Below are 16,509 nucleotides of genomic sequence, written 5' to 3' on the forward strand. Positions count from 1 at the left end.
CAAAAGACTAAAATACAAAAAGGCGAGGAAAAACTCCTCGCCTTTTAAAATTTATACGTATTGGCAATTATGCTTCTAGCGCCGCTACACCTGGTAAAACTTTACCTTCCATGTATTCCAATAATGCCCCACCACCCGTAGACACATAAGAAACGCGATCTCCGTAACCTGCGTTATTTACCGCTGATGCTGAATCACCACCACCAATTAATGAGAATGCACCATTTTCTTCGGTTGCTTTTACGACCGCATCAGCAATGGCATTCGTACCAATCGCAAAGTTCGGGAATTCAAAAACCCCCATAGGGCCGTTCCAAAGGATTGTCTTCGATTTTGCGATGACATCTTGGAATAATTTTACGGATTCTGGACCAATATCTAAACCTTCCCAACCGTCAGGAATCTCACCACGGCTAACTGTTTGACGGTTTGCATTATTATTGAAATCATCTGCGCAAACATTGTCAACTGGCATAATTAAATTAACACCTTTGGCTTTTGCCTTTTCGATTAATTCTTTCGCTAATTCAACTTTATCTGGCTCTGAGATTGATTTACCAATTTTACCACCTTCTGCTAACGAGAATGTGTATGTCATTCCACCACCGATGATCAAGTTATCAACCTTGTCCAATAAACGTTCGATGATTAAGATTTTATCTGAGATTTTTGAACCACCCATGATTGCCGTGAATGGACGCTCTGAATATTCAAGAATCTTTTGTGCGTTTTCAAGTTCAGCTTGCATTACGTAGCCAGCAACTTTTTCGGTGAAAAACTTGCCCATAACAGCCGTAGAAGCATGTGCACGGTGTGCGGTTCCAAATGCATCATTCACCCAAACATTTCCCAAACGAGCTAATTTTTGCGCAAAGCCTTCATCACCTTTTTCTTCCTCTTTGTAGAAACGTAAATTTTCCAACAATAAGATTTCGCCTGGTTGAAGTGAAGCTGCTAATTCAACTGCATCGTCTCCAATGCAATCGGTTGCAAATTTTACTTTTACTCCAAATACCAATGAAAGGGGAGTAACTAAGTGTTTCAATGAGTATTTCTCTGTTGGACCATCTTTCGGTCTTCCCAAGTGTGACATCAAAATCGCCGAACCACCATCAGAAAGAATCTTCTGAATTGTAGGAATGGTTGCTTTGATACGCGTATCATCTGTAATTTCAAATCGCTCATTAAGAGGTACGTTGAAGTCAACACGAACTAATGCTTTTTTGCCAGCAAAGTTGAAATTTGAAACCGTTTGCATAAATTTTGTTTCGTTAATATGGAGTGATTAACCCGAAATATATCAGGCCTACAAATATAGCATCATTTCTGAAATTGTTGAAAAAATCTAATTTTCTGTTGAAAATTTTGAAATTTATACTCAAATAGTCCTATTTTAGGGTAAAATTTATTCGCAAAATTCATGGAGAGCGCTGAACCTACCAATTTTTCTCCAACTTATTACTGGGATTACTTTCAATATGTTTTGCGATATGTGGATAAGCATTATAAAAATTTGCTAAATCCTTCCGAATCCGAATTTATCTCATCCTTTCAGTCGCTCTCTTTTGGTGGACAATGCCTCTACCTCCGCTTAGCAGGTAGGAGTGTCACTTGGTTTAATCGATCACAATTAAACTATGCCGAAATCGATTCCTTGGATTTGGTTATTGAAGAATTGATTTCCAAAGGCTTTGTAGGGGAATACGACACAACCGTTTTTACTCCTGCAGTTTTACAGGTATTGACCAAGCAAGCCTGTGTTAACCTCATTAAGGAGATTTCAACAAGCAAAGAGTCATTCAACGCTTTATCCAAGCAGGCTTTGGTGGATTTGTTAGTCGGTCAACCACTGAGTCAATCCTTTCAAACAAGTGATTGGATAAAACCCATGCAATTGGAAATGTATCATTTCTGTTCCTTTCTATTTTTTGGTAGCAAGAATCGGGATTTGAAGGAATTTGTTGTCAGGGATTTAGGGCACCGACAATATGTGGAGGTCGATGAAGCGGATTTTCAACCCTATTTTACCACTCGGAAAGAAATTGATGACAAGTGGCAGTTGAGTCTTTGGCGCGAATGGTTTTATGAGCAACAGGATCAATTGGATCCGGGCCAACTGAAAGAATCTCTTTTCGAGTCCATCATTCCGATGGCCCATGATTTGTCGGAATTAGCACTTCCGGCTTATGAACGTTTATTGTTTCAAGTGGGGCGTTTTCTAGAAAGGCAAAACTATTTGCCTGATGCCTTAGAAGTTTATGAGTTGGCAGGTTCTGCGCAAGCATTGGAGCGGCGGGTGCGTATTTTGGCCAAATTAAAACGCATAGATGAAGCCATTCAATGGGCTGAATTTGGTCAATTGCATGTGGAGAACCCGACTGAATTACACTTTTTTCAAGATTTTATCGCTCGGCAGGCATCGAAAAAACAAGTCAAACAGGTGACAGGCCGATTGAAAAAGGCGGCGAAAATTGAAATTGATGAATCTTATCAGGGTAGGGTGGAACAGGGGCTCATGGATTATTATGCGGAGCAGGGCTATTATGCTGTGTTTTCAGAAAATGGTGTTTGGAAGAATATTTTAGGTTTGCTCACTTGGGAATTAATTTTCACGGATCGAAGCGCAGGTTTTCATCACCCCTTTCAATATGCCCCTACCATTGATTTTACGCAAGTAAATCCGGAAAGATTCTCGGAATTAATGGATTTACTCCATGATCGTTCGCAGGTTTTAGCGCACATGCGTAGTGTCGCCGAGCAGCATCAGGGTGTTATTAATCCTTTGGTGGATTGGGTGTATTTCAATTGGGAGTTAATAGAACGTGTATTGGAATGTGTAGAGGTCAATGCGCTCCAACAAGTCCTAACACTCATGTGGTCACGTTTATCTACGCATGCGAAAGGTTTTCCTGATTTATTTATCCAACGTGGCGACGAATACGCTTTTGTTGAAGTGAAGTCTCCCAACGATCATTTATCGGCTATACAGCATTTTTGGCATGATTCTTTTTCAGAATTGGGTATTCCCGTTTTATTGATTCGCGTTGTTTGGAAATAAATTTTTGTTAATTGCTTGACAAGCTTTCGAAAAAAATATACCTTTTCGATGAATCTAAAACGTTCTGTTTTTCGGTGGCTTTGCTAAGATTCCCAAAGCATCTATTCACCCTTTAAATTTAATGATTATGAAAGTGCAAGTACACGCCATTCACTTCAGTGCTGATCGTAAATTGTTGGATAGCATTCAAGCTAAGTTGAATAAATTAGATACTTTTTATGATCGAATAACCGGAGGCGAAGTATTTTTGAAGTTGGCCAAAGGCGAAGGTAAAATGCGAGAGAAGTTATTGGAAATTAAAATTGCGGTACCCGGTGCGATATTATTTGTGAAAGAAACCGCACGCTCATTTGAAGAAGCCCTTGATTTAGCATTAAATGCATTAGCTGAACAAATCAAGCGATTCAAATCTAAAATCAATCAAGTCAAAACGGATAAGCTCAGTCTTTCCCTCGAATAAAATGAAAAAGCGCCCCAATTAGGGCGCTTTTTTTGTTATAGTATTCCTAGTAAATCTTTAAACTGGAATCCATCTTGCAGACGTTCTTTGCCCAATTTGTGATGTTCCGCTAAAGCCCACAATACAAACTCTCCAACAAAATATCGATCCTCGGCAGAGGTCTCTGGTTGGTATTTCGAAACCAATGCCTTCAGCGGTTTTAATTCGTCTAAAGTTGACTGATAATCTTTGTCGGTCGACTCATCATATAACACAATGCCACCATCCGCAAATACGGCCTCTAACAAGTTACTGTAAGGGCTCTCTTCGATTTTCTTGCTTAGCTTTTCGATTTTAGGAAATAGGCCAGGAAGGAATGTTTTGATGGCTTGACCAATTAATTGTTCAGCCACGAATGCCGCGCCTTCTTGTTCGCCTTCATACACTAATTCCACTTTACCTGTGATTGCGGGAATAATACCCATAAAATCGGCTAAGCGAACTGTGGTATGTTTTTCGTTATTGAGCAAGGCGCGTCGTTCGGCGGTGCTGACTAAGCTCTCCAACATGGATATGCTCATACGTGCACTCACGCCACTTTTGTGGTCGATGTATTCGCTTTGTCGGGCTTCAAAGATGATTTGCTCCAACAAATCATAAGCTAAATTCGGGATATACACGCGATCGCTTTGTGCCGTATTGATGCGTGCTTCTTGACTTGAAATCTTCCGAGCAATGGCGATGCTTTCTGGATAATGTGTCAAAATTTGAGATCCAATCCGGTCTTTCAAGGGAGTCACGATACTTCCACGGTTTGTGTAGTCTTCCGGATTCGCAGTGAAGATGAATTGTACATCAAGCGGTAAACGCAATTTAAAGCCACGGATTTGAATGTCACCTTCTTGCAAAATATTGAATAAGGCAACTTGGATACGTGCTTGTAAATCAGGGATTTCATTGATGACGAAAATACAACGATTCGCCCGTGGAATCATCCCAAAGTGGATGACCCGATCATCTGCATAGGAAAGTTTTAAATTAGCCGCTTTGATCGGATCTACATCGCCAATTAAATCGGCAACCGTCACATCGGGTGTTGCTAATTTTTCCGCAAAACGGTCATTTCGGTGTAACCAAGCAATGGGTGTTTGGTCGCCATGTTCTTCAATCAAATTGATGGCAAAGCGGGAGATGGGATTTAAGGGGTCATCATTGATTTCAGAACCTGCCACATAGGGAATATATTCATCTAATAAATTGACCATTAAACGAGCCAAACGTGTTTTTGCTTGACCACGTAATCCCAACAAGTTAATGTTATGACGCGATAAGATCGCGCGTTCTAACTCAGGAATGACCGAATTTTCAAATCCATGTACACCCTCAAATACCGTCGTTCCGGCCTCCATGTGTTTAATGAGATTATCGCGTAATTCATCTTTGATGGATTTACTTTGGTAGCCTGAAGCCTTTAATTCTCCTAAATTCTTAATCATCTTATTTGAGTCTTTTCTTTCTATTCGTTTCGTAATCTTGAAATATCATTTCCCCTAAGCCACGAAGGCCCGTGTAAAAGGCCTTTCCTTGGTTGGCTTCCGTGAATTTATCCACAAACTGTTGGAGATACGGATCGCGCGCAATCATGAAAGTCGTAATGGGAATATGTAATTTTCTAGCCTGCGCCGCCTGGGTGTAACATTTCTCCGTCACGTAGGGATCAAGGCCGTTGCTATTCATATAATAGGTGCCATCCTTTTCACGCACGCAGCTCGGTTTCCCGTCGGTAATCATAAATATCTGTTTATTGGTATTTCGCTTGCGTCGCAAGATATCCATGGCCAACTGCAATCCGGCGACGGTATTGGTGTGGTAAGGTCCTACTTTTAGGTAGGGGATATCTTTGATTGAAATGCTCCAAGCATCGTTTCCGAATACGAGGATGTCGATAGTGTCTTTCGGGTAGCGGGTGGTGATTAATTCTGCCAAAGCCATCGCTACTTTTTTAGCCGGAGTAATTCGATCCTCGCCATATAAAATCATGGAATGGCTGATATCAATCATCAAAACCGTACTCATTTGAGATTTATATTGCGTGTCCTCTACGACTAAATCCTCCTCCGTTAATTCAAATTCCCCGATTCCGTGGTTGATTTGCGCATTTTTAAGGCTTTCTGTCAGGGATATTTTTTCCAAGCTGTCTCCAAAGTGATAGGACCGGAATTCACCCGTCAACTCATCACCTTGGCCTGATGCTTTGGTTTTGTGATTGCCTGCGCCACTTTTATTGAGGTTGCCAAAGATATTTTCTAAGGCTGTTTGTCGGATCGCGCGTTCGGTTTTAGCCGTAATGCCTAATCCAGAACCTCCATTTTCGTCAATTTCTTCACGGATATAGCCTTTGGCTTTTAAGTCTTCGATGAAATCTTCAATTGTATAATTTTCATCCGTTAATTCATACTCTTTATCCAATTCACGCAGCCATTCGATGGCTTCATCAAAATCGCCGGAAGTATGCGTGATGAGTTCTTTGAAAATTCCGAAGAGCTTATCGAAAGGCGAAACGCTTTTTTCTTCGAATTCTTTGAAATAAAAACCTTTTTTGCCTGTTTTGCTCATGTCCTTCTTAACTCAATAACGCCTAAATTTGTTCAAATAAAGCCAAATTTATGTCATAAAAAAAGGTGCTCTTTGGGGGAGCACCTTTTCCTTATCGATATGGAGATTAAATTCCGAATGCTGATTTAACTGCATCTACGTAATCTAATTTTTCCCATGTAAACAATTCCACTTCTTTCGTTACTTTTTTTCCACCTGGACCGTTGAACGTTTTCGTTACAACTTCGTTCTTACGTCCCATGTGGCCATAAGCAGCCGTTTCTGAATAAATCGGGTTACGCAATTTCAAGCGTTGCTCGATGAAGTATGGGCGCATATCGAAAATAGCTTCTACTTTACGTGCGATTTCACCATCCGTTAAGTTTACTTTTGCCGTACCATACGTGTCGATGAATAAGCCACATGGTTTTGCTACACCGATTGCATAAGATACCTGAACCAATACTTGATCACATAATCCTGCAGCTACCAAGTTTTTAGCAATGTGACGCGTTGCATAGGCTGCTGAACGGTCAACTTTAGATGGATCCTTTCCTGAGAATGCTCCACCACCGTGCGCACCTTTTCCACCATAAGTATCTACGATGATTTTACGGCCTGTTAAACCTGTATCTCCGTGCGGTCCACCGATTACAAATTTACCCGTTGGGTTAATGTGATAAGTAATCGTATCATTGAACAAAGCTTGCAATTCAGGCTTTAATTTCGCCATCACGCGAGGAATAACAATTTCAACGATGTCCTTTTTGATTTTGGCTAACATCTCTGCTTCCGTAGCAAAATCATCATGTTGCGTTGAAACTACGATGGTATCAATACGTTGAGGAGTATGATCGTCACTGTATTCGATCGTTACCTGCGATTTCGCATCTGGACGTAAGTAGCCAATTAAATTAGGCTCATTATTACGAATATATGATAGTTCTTGTAAGATTTTGTGTGCCAAATCCAATGCCAAAGGCATGTAGTTTTCTGTTTCTTTCGTCGCGAAACCAAACATCATTCCTTGGTCACCTGCACCTTGCTCTTCCGGTTTTGCCCGGTCAACACCTTGGTTGATGTCGGCAGATTGCTCATGAATAGCAGATAAAATACCGCAAGAATTAGCTTCAAACATGTATTCAGCTTTGGTATATCCGATTTTACGAATCACTTCACGTGTAATTGCTTGAACATCTAAATAGGTTGTCGTATTTACTTCACCCGCTAAAATGACCTGTCCTGTTGTTACCAAGGTTTCACAAGCAACTTTAGATGTTGGGTCAAAGGCCATGAAATGGTCGATTAACGCATCTGAAATTTGGTCAGCTACTTTATCGGGATGTCCCTCGGATACTGATTCTGAAGTAAATAGATAAGCCATTGATTGTTTCTTTTTATGTTAAAAAATCGTGCAAATTTAAGATTAATATCTCGGGTCGGCAACCATTTATTTGTAAAAGGTTGGCCTTTGGAATACAATTTTGAAGAAGGCTTTCATGAAGGGCCAAGTAGGCACGCTGGTCATTAAGCGTAAATCTTCCCAAACACTGGTTTGTTCATCGAGGAAGCGAAGCATTGTTTGTGCCGAATTTTTCTGGAACAATAGTTCAAAAACGGTACTTCCTTTGACTTGTTGGTCTACCAAGACCTGAATGAAAATGCGATCAAGTAAAACCTTAAAGCTTTTTTGTTGAATAACTTGAGCATTCTTATTATTCGATTCGAGTTGGCATATTAGCGATTTTAATAAGCGCTGCGTACGCTTAAACGAATATCCAGTACTGGCTTTCACGAATCCACCTGCTGTCCCAATTTTAATGATTTTCTGGTGAAGGTTTTGAGGTATTTCGACGTAATTCATCGGAATGATGCCTTTTTCTGTGCCATTTATTTCGTAATCATCATCGCTAAGGCCATGGTAGGCAAAAAGGTAGGCTTTGATTTGTTGTATATATTCCGATTCTTCAAGTAGGGTACTTGAAAAAAAAGTATGCTCAAATAGCGCATTTCTTGTGCTTGTGGGTAATACATACATGAATTCGCAGGCATTCGTAAAGGCAATTCGGAAGTCAAATAAGGTGGCTTTGTTAGGATTAAAGAGTGGAAAATTCGTCTCGATGCTAAGTCCTACAAAATGTTGTTTCAGTTCTTTCTGATTTGTTAAATCACAAGGGTAGGGGCTAACGCTTTCAAAAACCTTTTCGGTCGCTTCGAAAATTCCTTTATCCGTCAGTACTTGTGCGAATTTTCCTTGGTAGCTAAAGCCCTCAATTTTGGCCTGAAAGAATTCAAATTTAGGGTTCTGCTGAAGCTTTTCCTGAATTGCTTTTGTCCAAGTTCCACTTTCAATTTTCCGATAAACAAAGGGGGCAATCGTTAAATTGAGATGTTTGTTGGCAAAGGAATTAATTTCTAAATGTCTCCAACTATGTTCCGCAAACGCATCAAAAGGATGTTGCTCATCGCTCCAATAACTCCACGTTTTGGGGGATTCGTTACCTTGATCTAGGATTAAAATGCGCTCATATGTGAGCGAACTTTCGGATATGTAATAAGCGAGTGAAAGTCCCGCCATACCACCACCAGCGATGATGTAGGTATATTGTTTGGGATTTTCAATCGCTTCGTTACTCATTAGATATGTCTTTCTGCGTGGTAGCTAGAGCGTACCAATGCCCCAGATTCTACATAAGCTAAGCCACGCTTTAGGCCCTCTTCTTTGTACATGGCAAATTTGTCGGGGTGAATCCACTCAATCACTTCATGGTGCATTTTCGTAGGCTGCAAATATTGCCCTAAGGTCAACACATCCAATCCGTTCGCAACTAAATCGTCCATCGCTTGGAATACCTCGTCTTGAGTTTCGCCTAAGCCCAGCATGATGCCTGATTTATTTCGTTTTCCAAATTCTTTTGTGCGTTTGATTTGTTCCAAACTGCGTTCGTATTTGGCTTGTGGACGCACATAACGGTATAAACGTGCAACCGTTTCCATGTTGTGAGAAACCACTTCTTGTCCTCCTTCAATCATGCGAATCAAGGCATCCCAGTTGGCCTTCACATCCGGTATCAATGTCTCAATAGTCGTAGCAGGTGTCGTTTCCTTCACGGCGCGAACGGTTTGGTACCAAATTTCAGCCCCTTTATCTTTTAGTTCATCGCGGTTAACCGATGTGATTACCGCATGTTTTACCTGCATCAAACGGATTGCCTCAGCGACCCGACGAGGTTCGTCTTCGTCATATTCTTGCGGTCGGCCAGTAGCCACCGCGCAAAACGTACATGAGCGCGTACAAACATTTCCTAAAATCATGAAGGTAGCCGTACCTTCGCCCCAGCATTCGCCCATGTTTGGGCAATTTCCAGATTGGCAAATGGTATGCAATTTATATTCATCCACGAGTTTACGCACCTTGGTATAACTTTCACCAATAGGTAATTTGACACGAAGCCAATCGGGCTTACGATTGGCAGGTACGGGATTTACTTGAGGTAATTCAATCATTTGTTTGGCGTTTTAATGACTTTTTCCAAAGAAAAATGTCAGGTATCCGGTCGTATAAACACCGCGACCCTCGGTTTGGTTTAACATTTCAATGGGTTTTGTAAAATAATCCAAACAAAATCCGAGTTCCAGGCTCATATGGTTTTGCTTAAAGGATTCCAATTCAAGGTTTAAGGCAGATTTTACGTGCCATCCAGGGACAGGCTTAACTTCTGAAAACCCATTGATAAAACTCGCATCACCGATGATAAATGCCTTAGGATAGGAATTGTCTAAGGTTTTTGCATAGGGCACGGCTAATGTTGTCGTTTGTGAAGTGGCAGTATTTGTGTAAGAAATATCTACGTAATAGGGCTTCTGCAATCCAATGCTAGGCCCTGTTGTGAAAATCCCTTTTAACGCGGGCCCTCCCTCTGCAGATTTCTGTAATAAAGTCCATCTTCGTCCGTATTCCGGTCGGATAACAATTAATTGATTGAGTTTTCCTTCGATGTAGGACCGACCATTGTACGAATAGGGGGAAGTAAATTCCCGATAATCCTTGATGATGTCTGCGTCGATTTGGGCAAATGATTGGCTTTTGCCCTCATTTAACCAATATTTTCGGAAATTTATGCCGCCAATAATTCCTGAATTGGTTGTCGAACTAATTCCGATTGCCCAGGTACTTGAAAGTTTATCCGTTGGGAGTTTCGATTGCCTACTAGTCGTTTGTTTACTCGGTATTTGCAGGGTACTTTCCGCCGACGTTGATTTTCGTTGTGCCCATGAGCTCAAGGAAATAAATAGGCAAGAAAGAAAGATGCAATACCGCATAATTTTTACAAATAGGGTTTGATTTCATCCATGGCAATGTCCCAATGGGTTGCGGAATAGCTACATTTTCCATGGTTAATCACCAAGACTTGTGGCGATTGATGTTCCACATTAAATTTTTCAGCAATAGCCCCTGAAATAGGACGATAAGCGATTAAATCCAGGTAATAAGCCGGGCTTTCTTCCGCATCCCAAGCGCGTTCTAATCGACTTAATGCCGTGGAAGAAATGGAGCAACGGGTGCTGTGTTTGAAGATCAAGGTGGGTTTCGTCGCAGAAAGTTGAACGATTTCATCCAGTTGGGCTTCAGTGGTTAAGGGAATCCAATTCATTTGTTGAGGCAGATTGCTGCTTATTTAGTAATTTTATTGATTCAACATCAAATTTAGTAAAAACTTGATAGTTTGCTTGTATTCTTTGGCCTTGTTTTTGTACCGACAATTAGTGCGGCTCGTTTCCTATGTGAAACCTAAAGCACAATTGTGGAATTCTGGGCAATCTAGCGTTTGGCAAGGCTTGGAAATTGCATTGTCGGGAAATAATCGGCCTGTAGCATGGTTTCATACTGCCTCATTAGGGGAATATGAACAGGGGAAACCCGTCATGGAAGCTTATCGTGCTCAATATCCGGATCATTTTATCTTGGTAACTTTTTTTTCGCCTTCGGGATACGAGGTGCGGAAAAATGCCAAAGATGTTGATTACGTCAGTTATTTACCCTTAGATGGAGCTCGCTCGAGCGAACGTTTTTTGAATCTCGTGAAACCGAAGGTGGCGATATTTGTCAAATATGAATTATGGTATTTTTATTTGCGAGGACTTCGCCAACGAAGCATTCCTACGATTTTGATATCAGCCATATTTCGACCTAATCAAGTGTTTTTTACTTGGTATGGTGGTTTTTTTCGCGCGCTATTAACATGCTTTACGCAGATTTTTGTGCAGGATGCTTCCTCGAAGGCTTTGTTGGATGGAATAGGTTTGGAGCACGTTCAAGTAGGTGGAGATACCCGATTTGATCGTGTTGTGCAGCATCTACGTCAACCAAAACCTTGGCCGGTCTTAGATCAGTTTGTTAATAATCAGGCATTTATGGTGCTTGGGTCTGTATGGCAGGCCGATATGGATGTCTTGATTCCGTTAATTAATTCGAAAGAGTTTCCGTTTCAATGGGTCATTGTTCCGCATGAAATTCATGCAGATGAAATGAAAAGATGGGAATCTGCGATTCAATTGCCCGTTCAGTATTCAAAAGATGCCGCCGTTTCTGGGGCACAAGTTTTGATTGTCAATGAAGTGGGTTATTTAGCCCAGATTTACCGTGGAGCTTCTTTTGCTTATATTGGAGGGGCCTTTGGGGCGGGATTGCACAATACCTTGGAGGCGAGTGTATATGGGCCTACGGTATTTTTTGGCAATAAAAATTACACTAAATTTAAAGAGGCGCGGGATTTGGTCGAATTTGGTTTGGCATATCCCATTGAAGATACAGCAAGCCTGAAGAACAAAATGCATGAGATTTACGATGCCGAGGATGTGTTTGTGAATAAGCAAGTTCAGGCGCGTACATTCGTAGCGCTTCAAGCTGGGGCAACACAAAAAATTATGAATTACCTGAATGAAAAGCCATGGAATTAAATAAAGGTCTCATCATGCGATCAACAGGTTCCTGGTATGAAATTCGTTCGGAATCTGGGAAGGTTTTTGCTGGCCGTTTGAAAGGGAAGTTCAAATTAAAAGGTCCGAAAACCTCGAATCCAATTGCGGTTGGGGATCATGTTTTGTATGCGGTGGAAGATGCAGCAAATGAGACGGTTGTGATTGAAGAGATTCTTCCTCGGACGAATTACATCATTCGGAAGTCGGTACACAAGACCGCGCAAGGACAACTGATGGCGGCAAATGTTGACCAAGCGATTTTCGTGATGACCCTGAAATCCCCGAAAACATCCTTAGGCTTTTTGGATCGATTTTTAGTAACTGCGGAGGCTTTCCGTATTCCGGTTCAAATTGTATTCAATAAAATGGATTTGCTCACTGAAGCTGAACAAGATCAAGTGTTTGAATATGCGGCTTTGTATCAAGAGCTAGGTTATGGTATTTTGTTTACTTCCATTCCGGCGAATCAAGGCGTGGAAGAATTTAAAGCCATTTTCCAGAACAAGGTTTCCTTATTAGCGGGCCATTCCGGCGTAGGGAAATCCAGTTTAATGAATTTAGTCGCGCCGGGTTTACAAATTAAGACCAAAGAGATTTCGGATTTTGCCCAAAAAGGTGTTCATACCACGACCTATGCAACGATGTGGGAAATGAATCCGGGAACCTATTTGATTGATAGTCCAGGGATCAATGAGATGGGCGTGTTTGAAATGGAAAAAACGGAATTAGCCCATTATTTCCCTGAAATGCGCGAGCTTTTGGGCGAATGTAAGTTTAATAATTGCTTGCATTTATCTGAACCCGCTTGTGCGGTTCGAAAGGCTGTGGATGATGCTGAAATCGCGGCGAGTCGTTATTTAAGTTATTTAAGTATTTTCGATAATGAAGACAACCGACGCTAATTTATGGGGGATTGATTTGGGCGGTACCAAGATCGAATGTGCAGTCTTGAATGCTTCGAATCCTGCTGAAGTTTTGATCCGTGAGCGTATCGATACTGAAGCGAGTGAGGGCTATGAGCATATCTTAAGTCAAGTCAAATTATTAGTTGATCGAGTGGCGTCCCTACTAGGACAAAGTCCCAAGCAGATAGGTTTTGCTACGCCGGGTGTTCTGAATCCACGCACACAAACGATGAAGAACTGCAACACCGTATGCATGAATGGGAAACCCATGGCTGCGGATTTAGCTGAAATTTTGCAATGTGAGGTGAAACTTGCGAATGATGCGAACTGTTTTGCCCTTGCAGAAACCTTGCTTGGGGCAGTTCAGGACGTTAATCCGAATGCCGAAATGGTTTTTGGAATCATTATGGGAACGGGAGTCGGTGGTGGATTGGTTGCCCATGGAAAAGTAGTCAACGGCCTACATGGCATTGGAGGCGAGTGGGGACATAATATTTTAGATGAAGAAGGCCCTGCCTGTTATTGTGGGAAGTCGGGATGCGTAGAACACGTCATCTCTGGCCCAGCGCTCGAAGCGTTTTACGCGCATCTTTCGGGTTCTGCCAAACGTATGCCCGAGATTATGCGGCTTTATGAAGCCAAATCAGATTCGGCTGCAACAGCTACGGTCGAACGCATGTTGGAGAATTTCGGTCGGGCGGTATCTACCTTAATCAATGTGATCGATCCCGACGTGATTGTGATCGGGGGAGGACTAGGCAATATTGATTTGTTATATACGGAAGGTTATAACCGTATCCGAAAATACATTTTCAATTCAGGCGAGGTATTAACGCCAATTGTAAAGCCAAAATTGGGTGATAGCGCGGGTGTTTTTGGTGCTGCGATGCTATTTGCCTAGACTTTTAAGAACCACTTTTTGCGGTAAAAGACGTAGCATATAACCCAGCAAACTAGCACGAAGCTGATGGCAAAGGCTAGAGATCCATTGTATTTCCCAAATACCGGTTCAAAAATATGCCAATACAACCAAGTTCCTAGGTCGGTAACACCATTTCCTTCTGGCATTTCAATTTTGCCCATTTGAATGGATAAAACTTCCGAAACAGCATAGGCTAAAATTGAATTTGTCCCAAATACCAGGAAGAATGTATTGGCAAAATGCCGTTCTTTGGTTTCGATCCACCAACTCAACAATCCGATTAAAATAAAGTCAATCCCTGCGCAGAGCAATACAAACGAACTCGTCCAAAGTTTTTTGTTGATGGGAAAAGCTTTGTCCCAAATCAATGCGATGGCTATTAATGCGAATCCATAAACGAGCAAATTCGCTAAAGGTGATTTATTGATTGCACGTTGTTTTTCCAAGAAAATACTGGCTTGGTAGCCCAGTAGGCAAGTGGAAATGGCTGGCAAGGTGCTTAATAAACCTTCTGGATCAAAGGGTATTCCATTGCCATGATACAAGTGATTTGGCCCAAACAAAAATAAATCTAATTTCAATACCGCGTTCGTGCTTAATTCATAGGGAGCATTTGTGTCGCCAAAAAATGCCATGATAGCCCAATATGCAAGTAAAATCAGGACATTGATTCGGGTTAGCCAAGACGATTGTACACGTAAGGTAATAAATGAAACGGCACAGTAAGAGAGTGCAATTCGCGGTAATACGTTCAGGAATCGCATTTTTTCAAATGAGAAATCCGTGAATGGGAAATAGAATATTACGTAGTTGATTAAAAAAAGCAACAAGGTGCGTTTGATGATTTTCGTTCTAACGCGTGGTGTGAGTGCGTAATTAAAGGACTTAAAAGAAAATCGCATGGCAACGCCTACCATGAATAAGAAAGTGGGAAATACGAGATCTGTTGGCGTGAAACCATGCCATTTGGCATGCTTTAATGGGCCGTAAGTAAAGTCCCCGTTTCCTGATGTATTAACGAGAATCATCCCCGCTAATGTGATTCCGCGTAGGATGTCCAAAGACAAAAATCGTGTTTTCATTATTAAAGGTTTAGCAGAACAGGTATCGTTTGACTACCTGAACCGGATGTAAATCTAAAATAATATTTGCCAGAAACGAAAGGAGGTAATGAAATTTCTGAAATGGATGTGATGTTTGTAAGGGTTTGTATTACAGCGCCTTGTGCAGAAATTATTTCTAGCGTCATAGGTAATACTTGATCGTGTTCAATATGGATAGCTTGTCCGATGGATACGGGATTGGGATAGAATTTAACGGCGTGAGGCGATGTAGGTTCCGTTCCGAGAATGGGGTTAATAATTTGGCTTGCCCGTTCAAAATGAGGTGTGCCATAGCCTAAAAAATTATCCGGTTTTGTGGCTAGGGTTCCCGACCTACGAAGTGCTTGCATAATTTCCCAAGCATTTTTTGTTGGGTTTGCTTGGACTAATCCAGCTGCTAAGCCTGCGACTAAGGGTGCCGAGAAAGAGGTTCCACTGAATGCATTGATGGTTCCATTCGGTAAGCTGCCAATCGTTGCTAGGCCCATCGCAGCAATGTCGGGCTTAATCCGATTGTCAAAGCTAGGACCAATGGAACTAAAAGAAGCGCGTAGTCCCGTTCGGTCTACGGCCGCAACGCTTAAAATAGAATCTGCATCTGCAGGAGAAGAAATGTATTGCCAATTTGATGATCCTTCGTTGCCTGCTGAAATGCTACAGATGATGCCGCGCTGACTTGCCCAGGTCGCAGCTTTTGAGCTTAGCGCTGTCTTTCCATCCATATCCCGATAGGTATGATCATATTTGGAATTGTCAAAAGTCGTGTATCCCAAAGAAGAACTCAAAACATCCGTCCCTAGGCTATCTGCCCATTCAGCTCCGCGAAGCCAATTGGCCTCCTCAATTAATAATTCATGATCACTTTCTTCAGTTTGTGCCAAAGCAAAATTGGCCATATAAGCTGTACCAAATAGCTTGCCATTTGCTTGTGCCGCAATGGTACTTAATACCTCTGTTCCATGCGAACCCCCATTGAACACATTTTTCTCAGTTGGGTCAGTTGTCAAAGTTGCTAAAACTCTTTTTTCATTGAATATGGGAGCCAAGACAGGTGAAATATTCGCGTACAGGAAACCATCATCCAATAGGGTAATCAATGTGTTTTCTCCATGGATGCCTTTCTGGTGCATGATATCTACCCCAATTTGAGTTAATTGGGCAAATGAAACACCGTAATCCAATAAGGATTCATCGGAAATTTTGCGATAGGCAGCATTTGTTTGGATACCACTAACGGAGTCTAAGGCCATGTTTTTATAAAAGCCTTTGACTGAGGGAATTTCAAGGATTTTTTTGAGGTTTGTTGGCTCAGTTTTGATTACAGCTCCATTGATCCATTTAAGTGGATAAAGTACCGTTGCCCCTTGGCTAGCTACTTGATTGATGTAGGTCGGACTTACTGGTAAATCTTGTTCGCTGAGTTTAATTTGCATTTTCGCACGCCTGTTAAGCGCTCGTGTACTTAAAAATGCTTGCGGTTGATTTAACGTATAGCTGTTCGCTTG

At 41.6% G+C, this 16,509-nt stretch carries 15 protein-coding genes; 5 read left to right on the forward strand and 10 right to left on the reverse strand.

Translation table 11 applies throughout. From position 1 onward, the window contains the following. Positions 1 to 67: 67 nt before the first annotated feature. Positions 68 to 1,258 carry a phosphoglycerate kinase gene (locus V7S75_RS11510; RefSeq protein ID WP_459514041.1) on the reverse strand — a complete coding sequence of 397 codons (1,191 nt, stop codon included), beginning with the start codon at positions 1,256 to 1,258 and terminating at the stop codon, positions 68 to 70. A gap of 162 nt (positions 1,259 to 1,420) precedes the next feature. Between V7S75_RS11510 and V7S75_RS11515 the strand changes: the two genes are divergently transcribed. Both V7S75_RS11515 and V7S75_RS11520 read left to right on the forward strand, forming a co-directional pair. Beyond that, on the forward strand, positions 1,421 to 3,058 hold the full coding sequence (locus tag V7S75_RS11515) for a VRR-NUC domain-containing protein (RefSeq protein ID WP_459514043.1): 1,638 nt from the start codon (positions 1,421 to 1,423) through the stop codon (positions 3,056 to 3,058). Positions 3,059 to 3,185: 127 nt separating this feature from the next. Continuing rightward, positions 3,186 to 3,518: an HPF/RaiA family ribosome-associated protein gene (locus V7S75_RS11520; protein WP_459514044.1), complete on the forward strand. Its 333-nt coding sequence runs from the start codon at positions 3,186 to 3,188 to the stop codon at positions 3,516 to 3,518. A 35-nt stretch (positions 3,519 to 3,553) separates the two neighbouring features. On the opposite strand, the gene V7S75_RS11525 is transcribed toward V7S75_RS11520, so the two are convergent. The 7 genes from V7S75_RS11525 to ytxJ all read right to left on the reverse strand — a co-directional run bounded on the left by V7S75_RS11525 (position 3,554) and on the right by ytxJ (position 10,747). After that, on the reverse strand, positions 3,554 to 4,993 hold the full coding sequence (locus V7S75_RS11525; RefSeq protein ID WP_459514046.1) for an AAA family ATPase: 1,440 nt from the start codon (positions 4,991 to 4,993) through the stop codon (positions 3,554 to 3,556). Position 4,994: 1 nt separating this feature from the next. Continuing rightward, positions 4,995 to 6,113 carry a vWA domain-containing protein gene (locus V7S75_RS11530; protein WP_459514048.1) on the reverse strand — a complete coding sequence of 373 codons (1,119 nt, stop codon included), beginning with the start codon at positions 6,111 to 6,113 and terminating at the stop codon, positions 4,995 to 4,997. A 106-nt stretch (positions 6,114 to 6,219) separates the two neighbouring features. Then, positions 6,220 to 7,476, reverse strand: a complete 1,257-nt coding sequence (metK, locus tag V7S75_RS11535) for a methionine adenosyltransferase (protein WP_459514050.1) — start codon at positions 7,474 to 7,476, stop codon at positions 6,220 to 6,222. Between the two features lie 66 nt (positions 7,477 to 7,542). Next, positions 7,543 to 8,730 (reverse strand): lycopene cyclase family protein, encoded by a 1,188-nt coding sequence (locus tag V7S75_RS11540; RefSeq protein WP_459514051.1) that lies wholly within the window; start codon positions 8,728 to 8,730, stop codon positions 7,543 to 7,545. Then, positions 8,730 to 9,599: a lipoyl synthase gene (lipA, locus tag V7S75_RS11545; protein WP_459514053.1), complete on the reverse strand. Its 870-nt coding sequence runs from the start codon at positions 9,597 to 9,599 to the stop codon at positions 8,730 to 8,732. Before lipA ends, V7S75_RS11540 begins: the two co-directional genes overlap by 1 nt. Positions 9,600 to 9,611: 12 nt before the next feature. Next, positions 9,612 to 10,415: a hypothetical protein gene (locus tag V7S75_RS11550; RefSeq protein WP_459514055.1), complete on the reverse strand. Its 804-nt coding sequence runs from the start codon at positions 10,413 to 10,415 to the stop codon at positions 9,612 to 9,614. A gap of 5 nt (positions 10,416 to 10,420) precedes the next feature. Further along, entirely contained in the window at positions 10,421 to 10,747 is a 327-nt protein-coding gene (ytxJ, locus tag V7S75_RS11555; RefSeq protein ID WP_459514056.1) for a bacillithiol system redox-active protein YtxJ, read from the reverse strand. A 64-nt stretch (positions 10,748 to 10,811) separates the two neighbouring features. Here ytxJ and V7S75_RS11560 point away from each other — a divergent pair, with 64 nt between their 5' ends. Genes V7S75_RS11560 through V7S75_RS11570 form a run of 3 tightly spaced genes read left to right on the forward strand, consistent with a single transcriptional unit; the run spans position 10,812 to position 13,880 of the window. Beyond that, a complete protein-coding gene (locus tag V7S75_RS11560; RefSeq protein ID WP_459514058.1) occupies positions 10,812 to 12,053 on the forward strand; it encodes a 3-deoxy-D-manno-octulosonic acid transferase in 1,242 nt (413 codons plus the stop codon). Then, complete coding sequence (gene rsgA, locus V7S75_RS11565; RefSeq protein ID WP_459514060.1) at positions 12,044 to 12,976, forward strand: ribosome small subunit-dependent GTPase A; 933 nt, start codon at positions 12,044 to 12,046, stop codon at positions 12,974 to 12,976. Before V7S75_RS11560 ends, rsgA begins: the two co-directional genes overlap by 10 nt. Next, positions 12,957 to 13,880 (forward strand): ROK family protein, encoded by a 924-nt coding sequence (locus V7S75_RS11570; protein ID WP_459514062.1) that lies wholly within the window; start codon positions 12,957 to 12,959, stop codon positions 13,878 to 13,880. The genes rsgA and V7S75_RS11570 overlap by 20 nt, the downstream gene beginning before the upstream one ends. Here the strand turns inward: V7S75_RS11570 and V7S75_RS11575 are convergent. Further along, positions 13,877 to 14,983: an acyltransferase family protein gene (locus tag V7S75_RS11575; RefSeq protein ID WP_459514064.1), complete on the reverse strand. Its 1,107-nt coding sequence runs from the start codon at positions 14,981 to 14,983 to the stop codon at positions 13,877 to 13,879. The genes V7S75_RS11570 and V7S75_RS11575 overlap by 4 nt on opposite strands. Before the next feature lie 2 nt (positions 14,984 to 14,985). Beyond that, positions 14,986 to 16,437, reverse strand: coding sequence for a S8 family serine peptidase (locus V7S75_RS11580; RefSeq protein ID WP_459514066.1), 1,452 nt, complete (start codon positions 16,435 to 16,437; stop codon positions 14,986 to 14,988). Positions 16,438 to 16,509: the final 72 nt, after the last annotated feature.

The organism is Aquirufa sp. TARAVU-A1A, assembly GCF_054558675.1.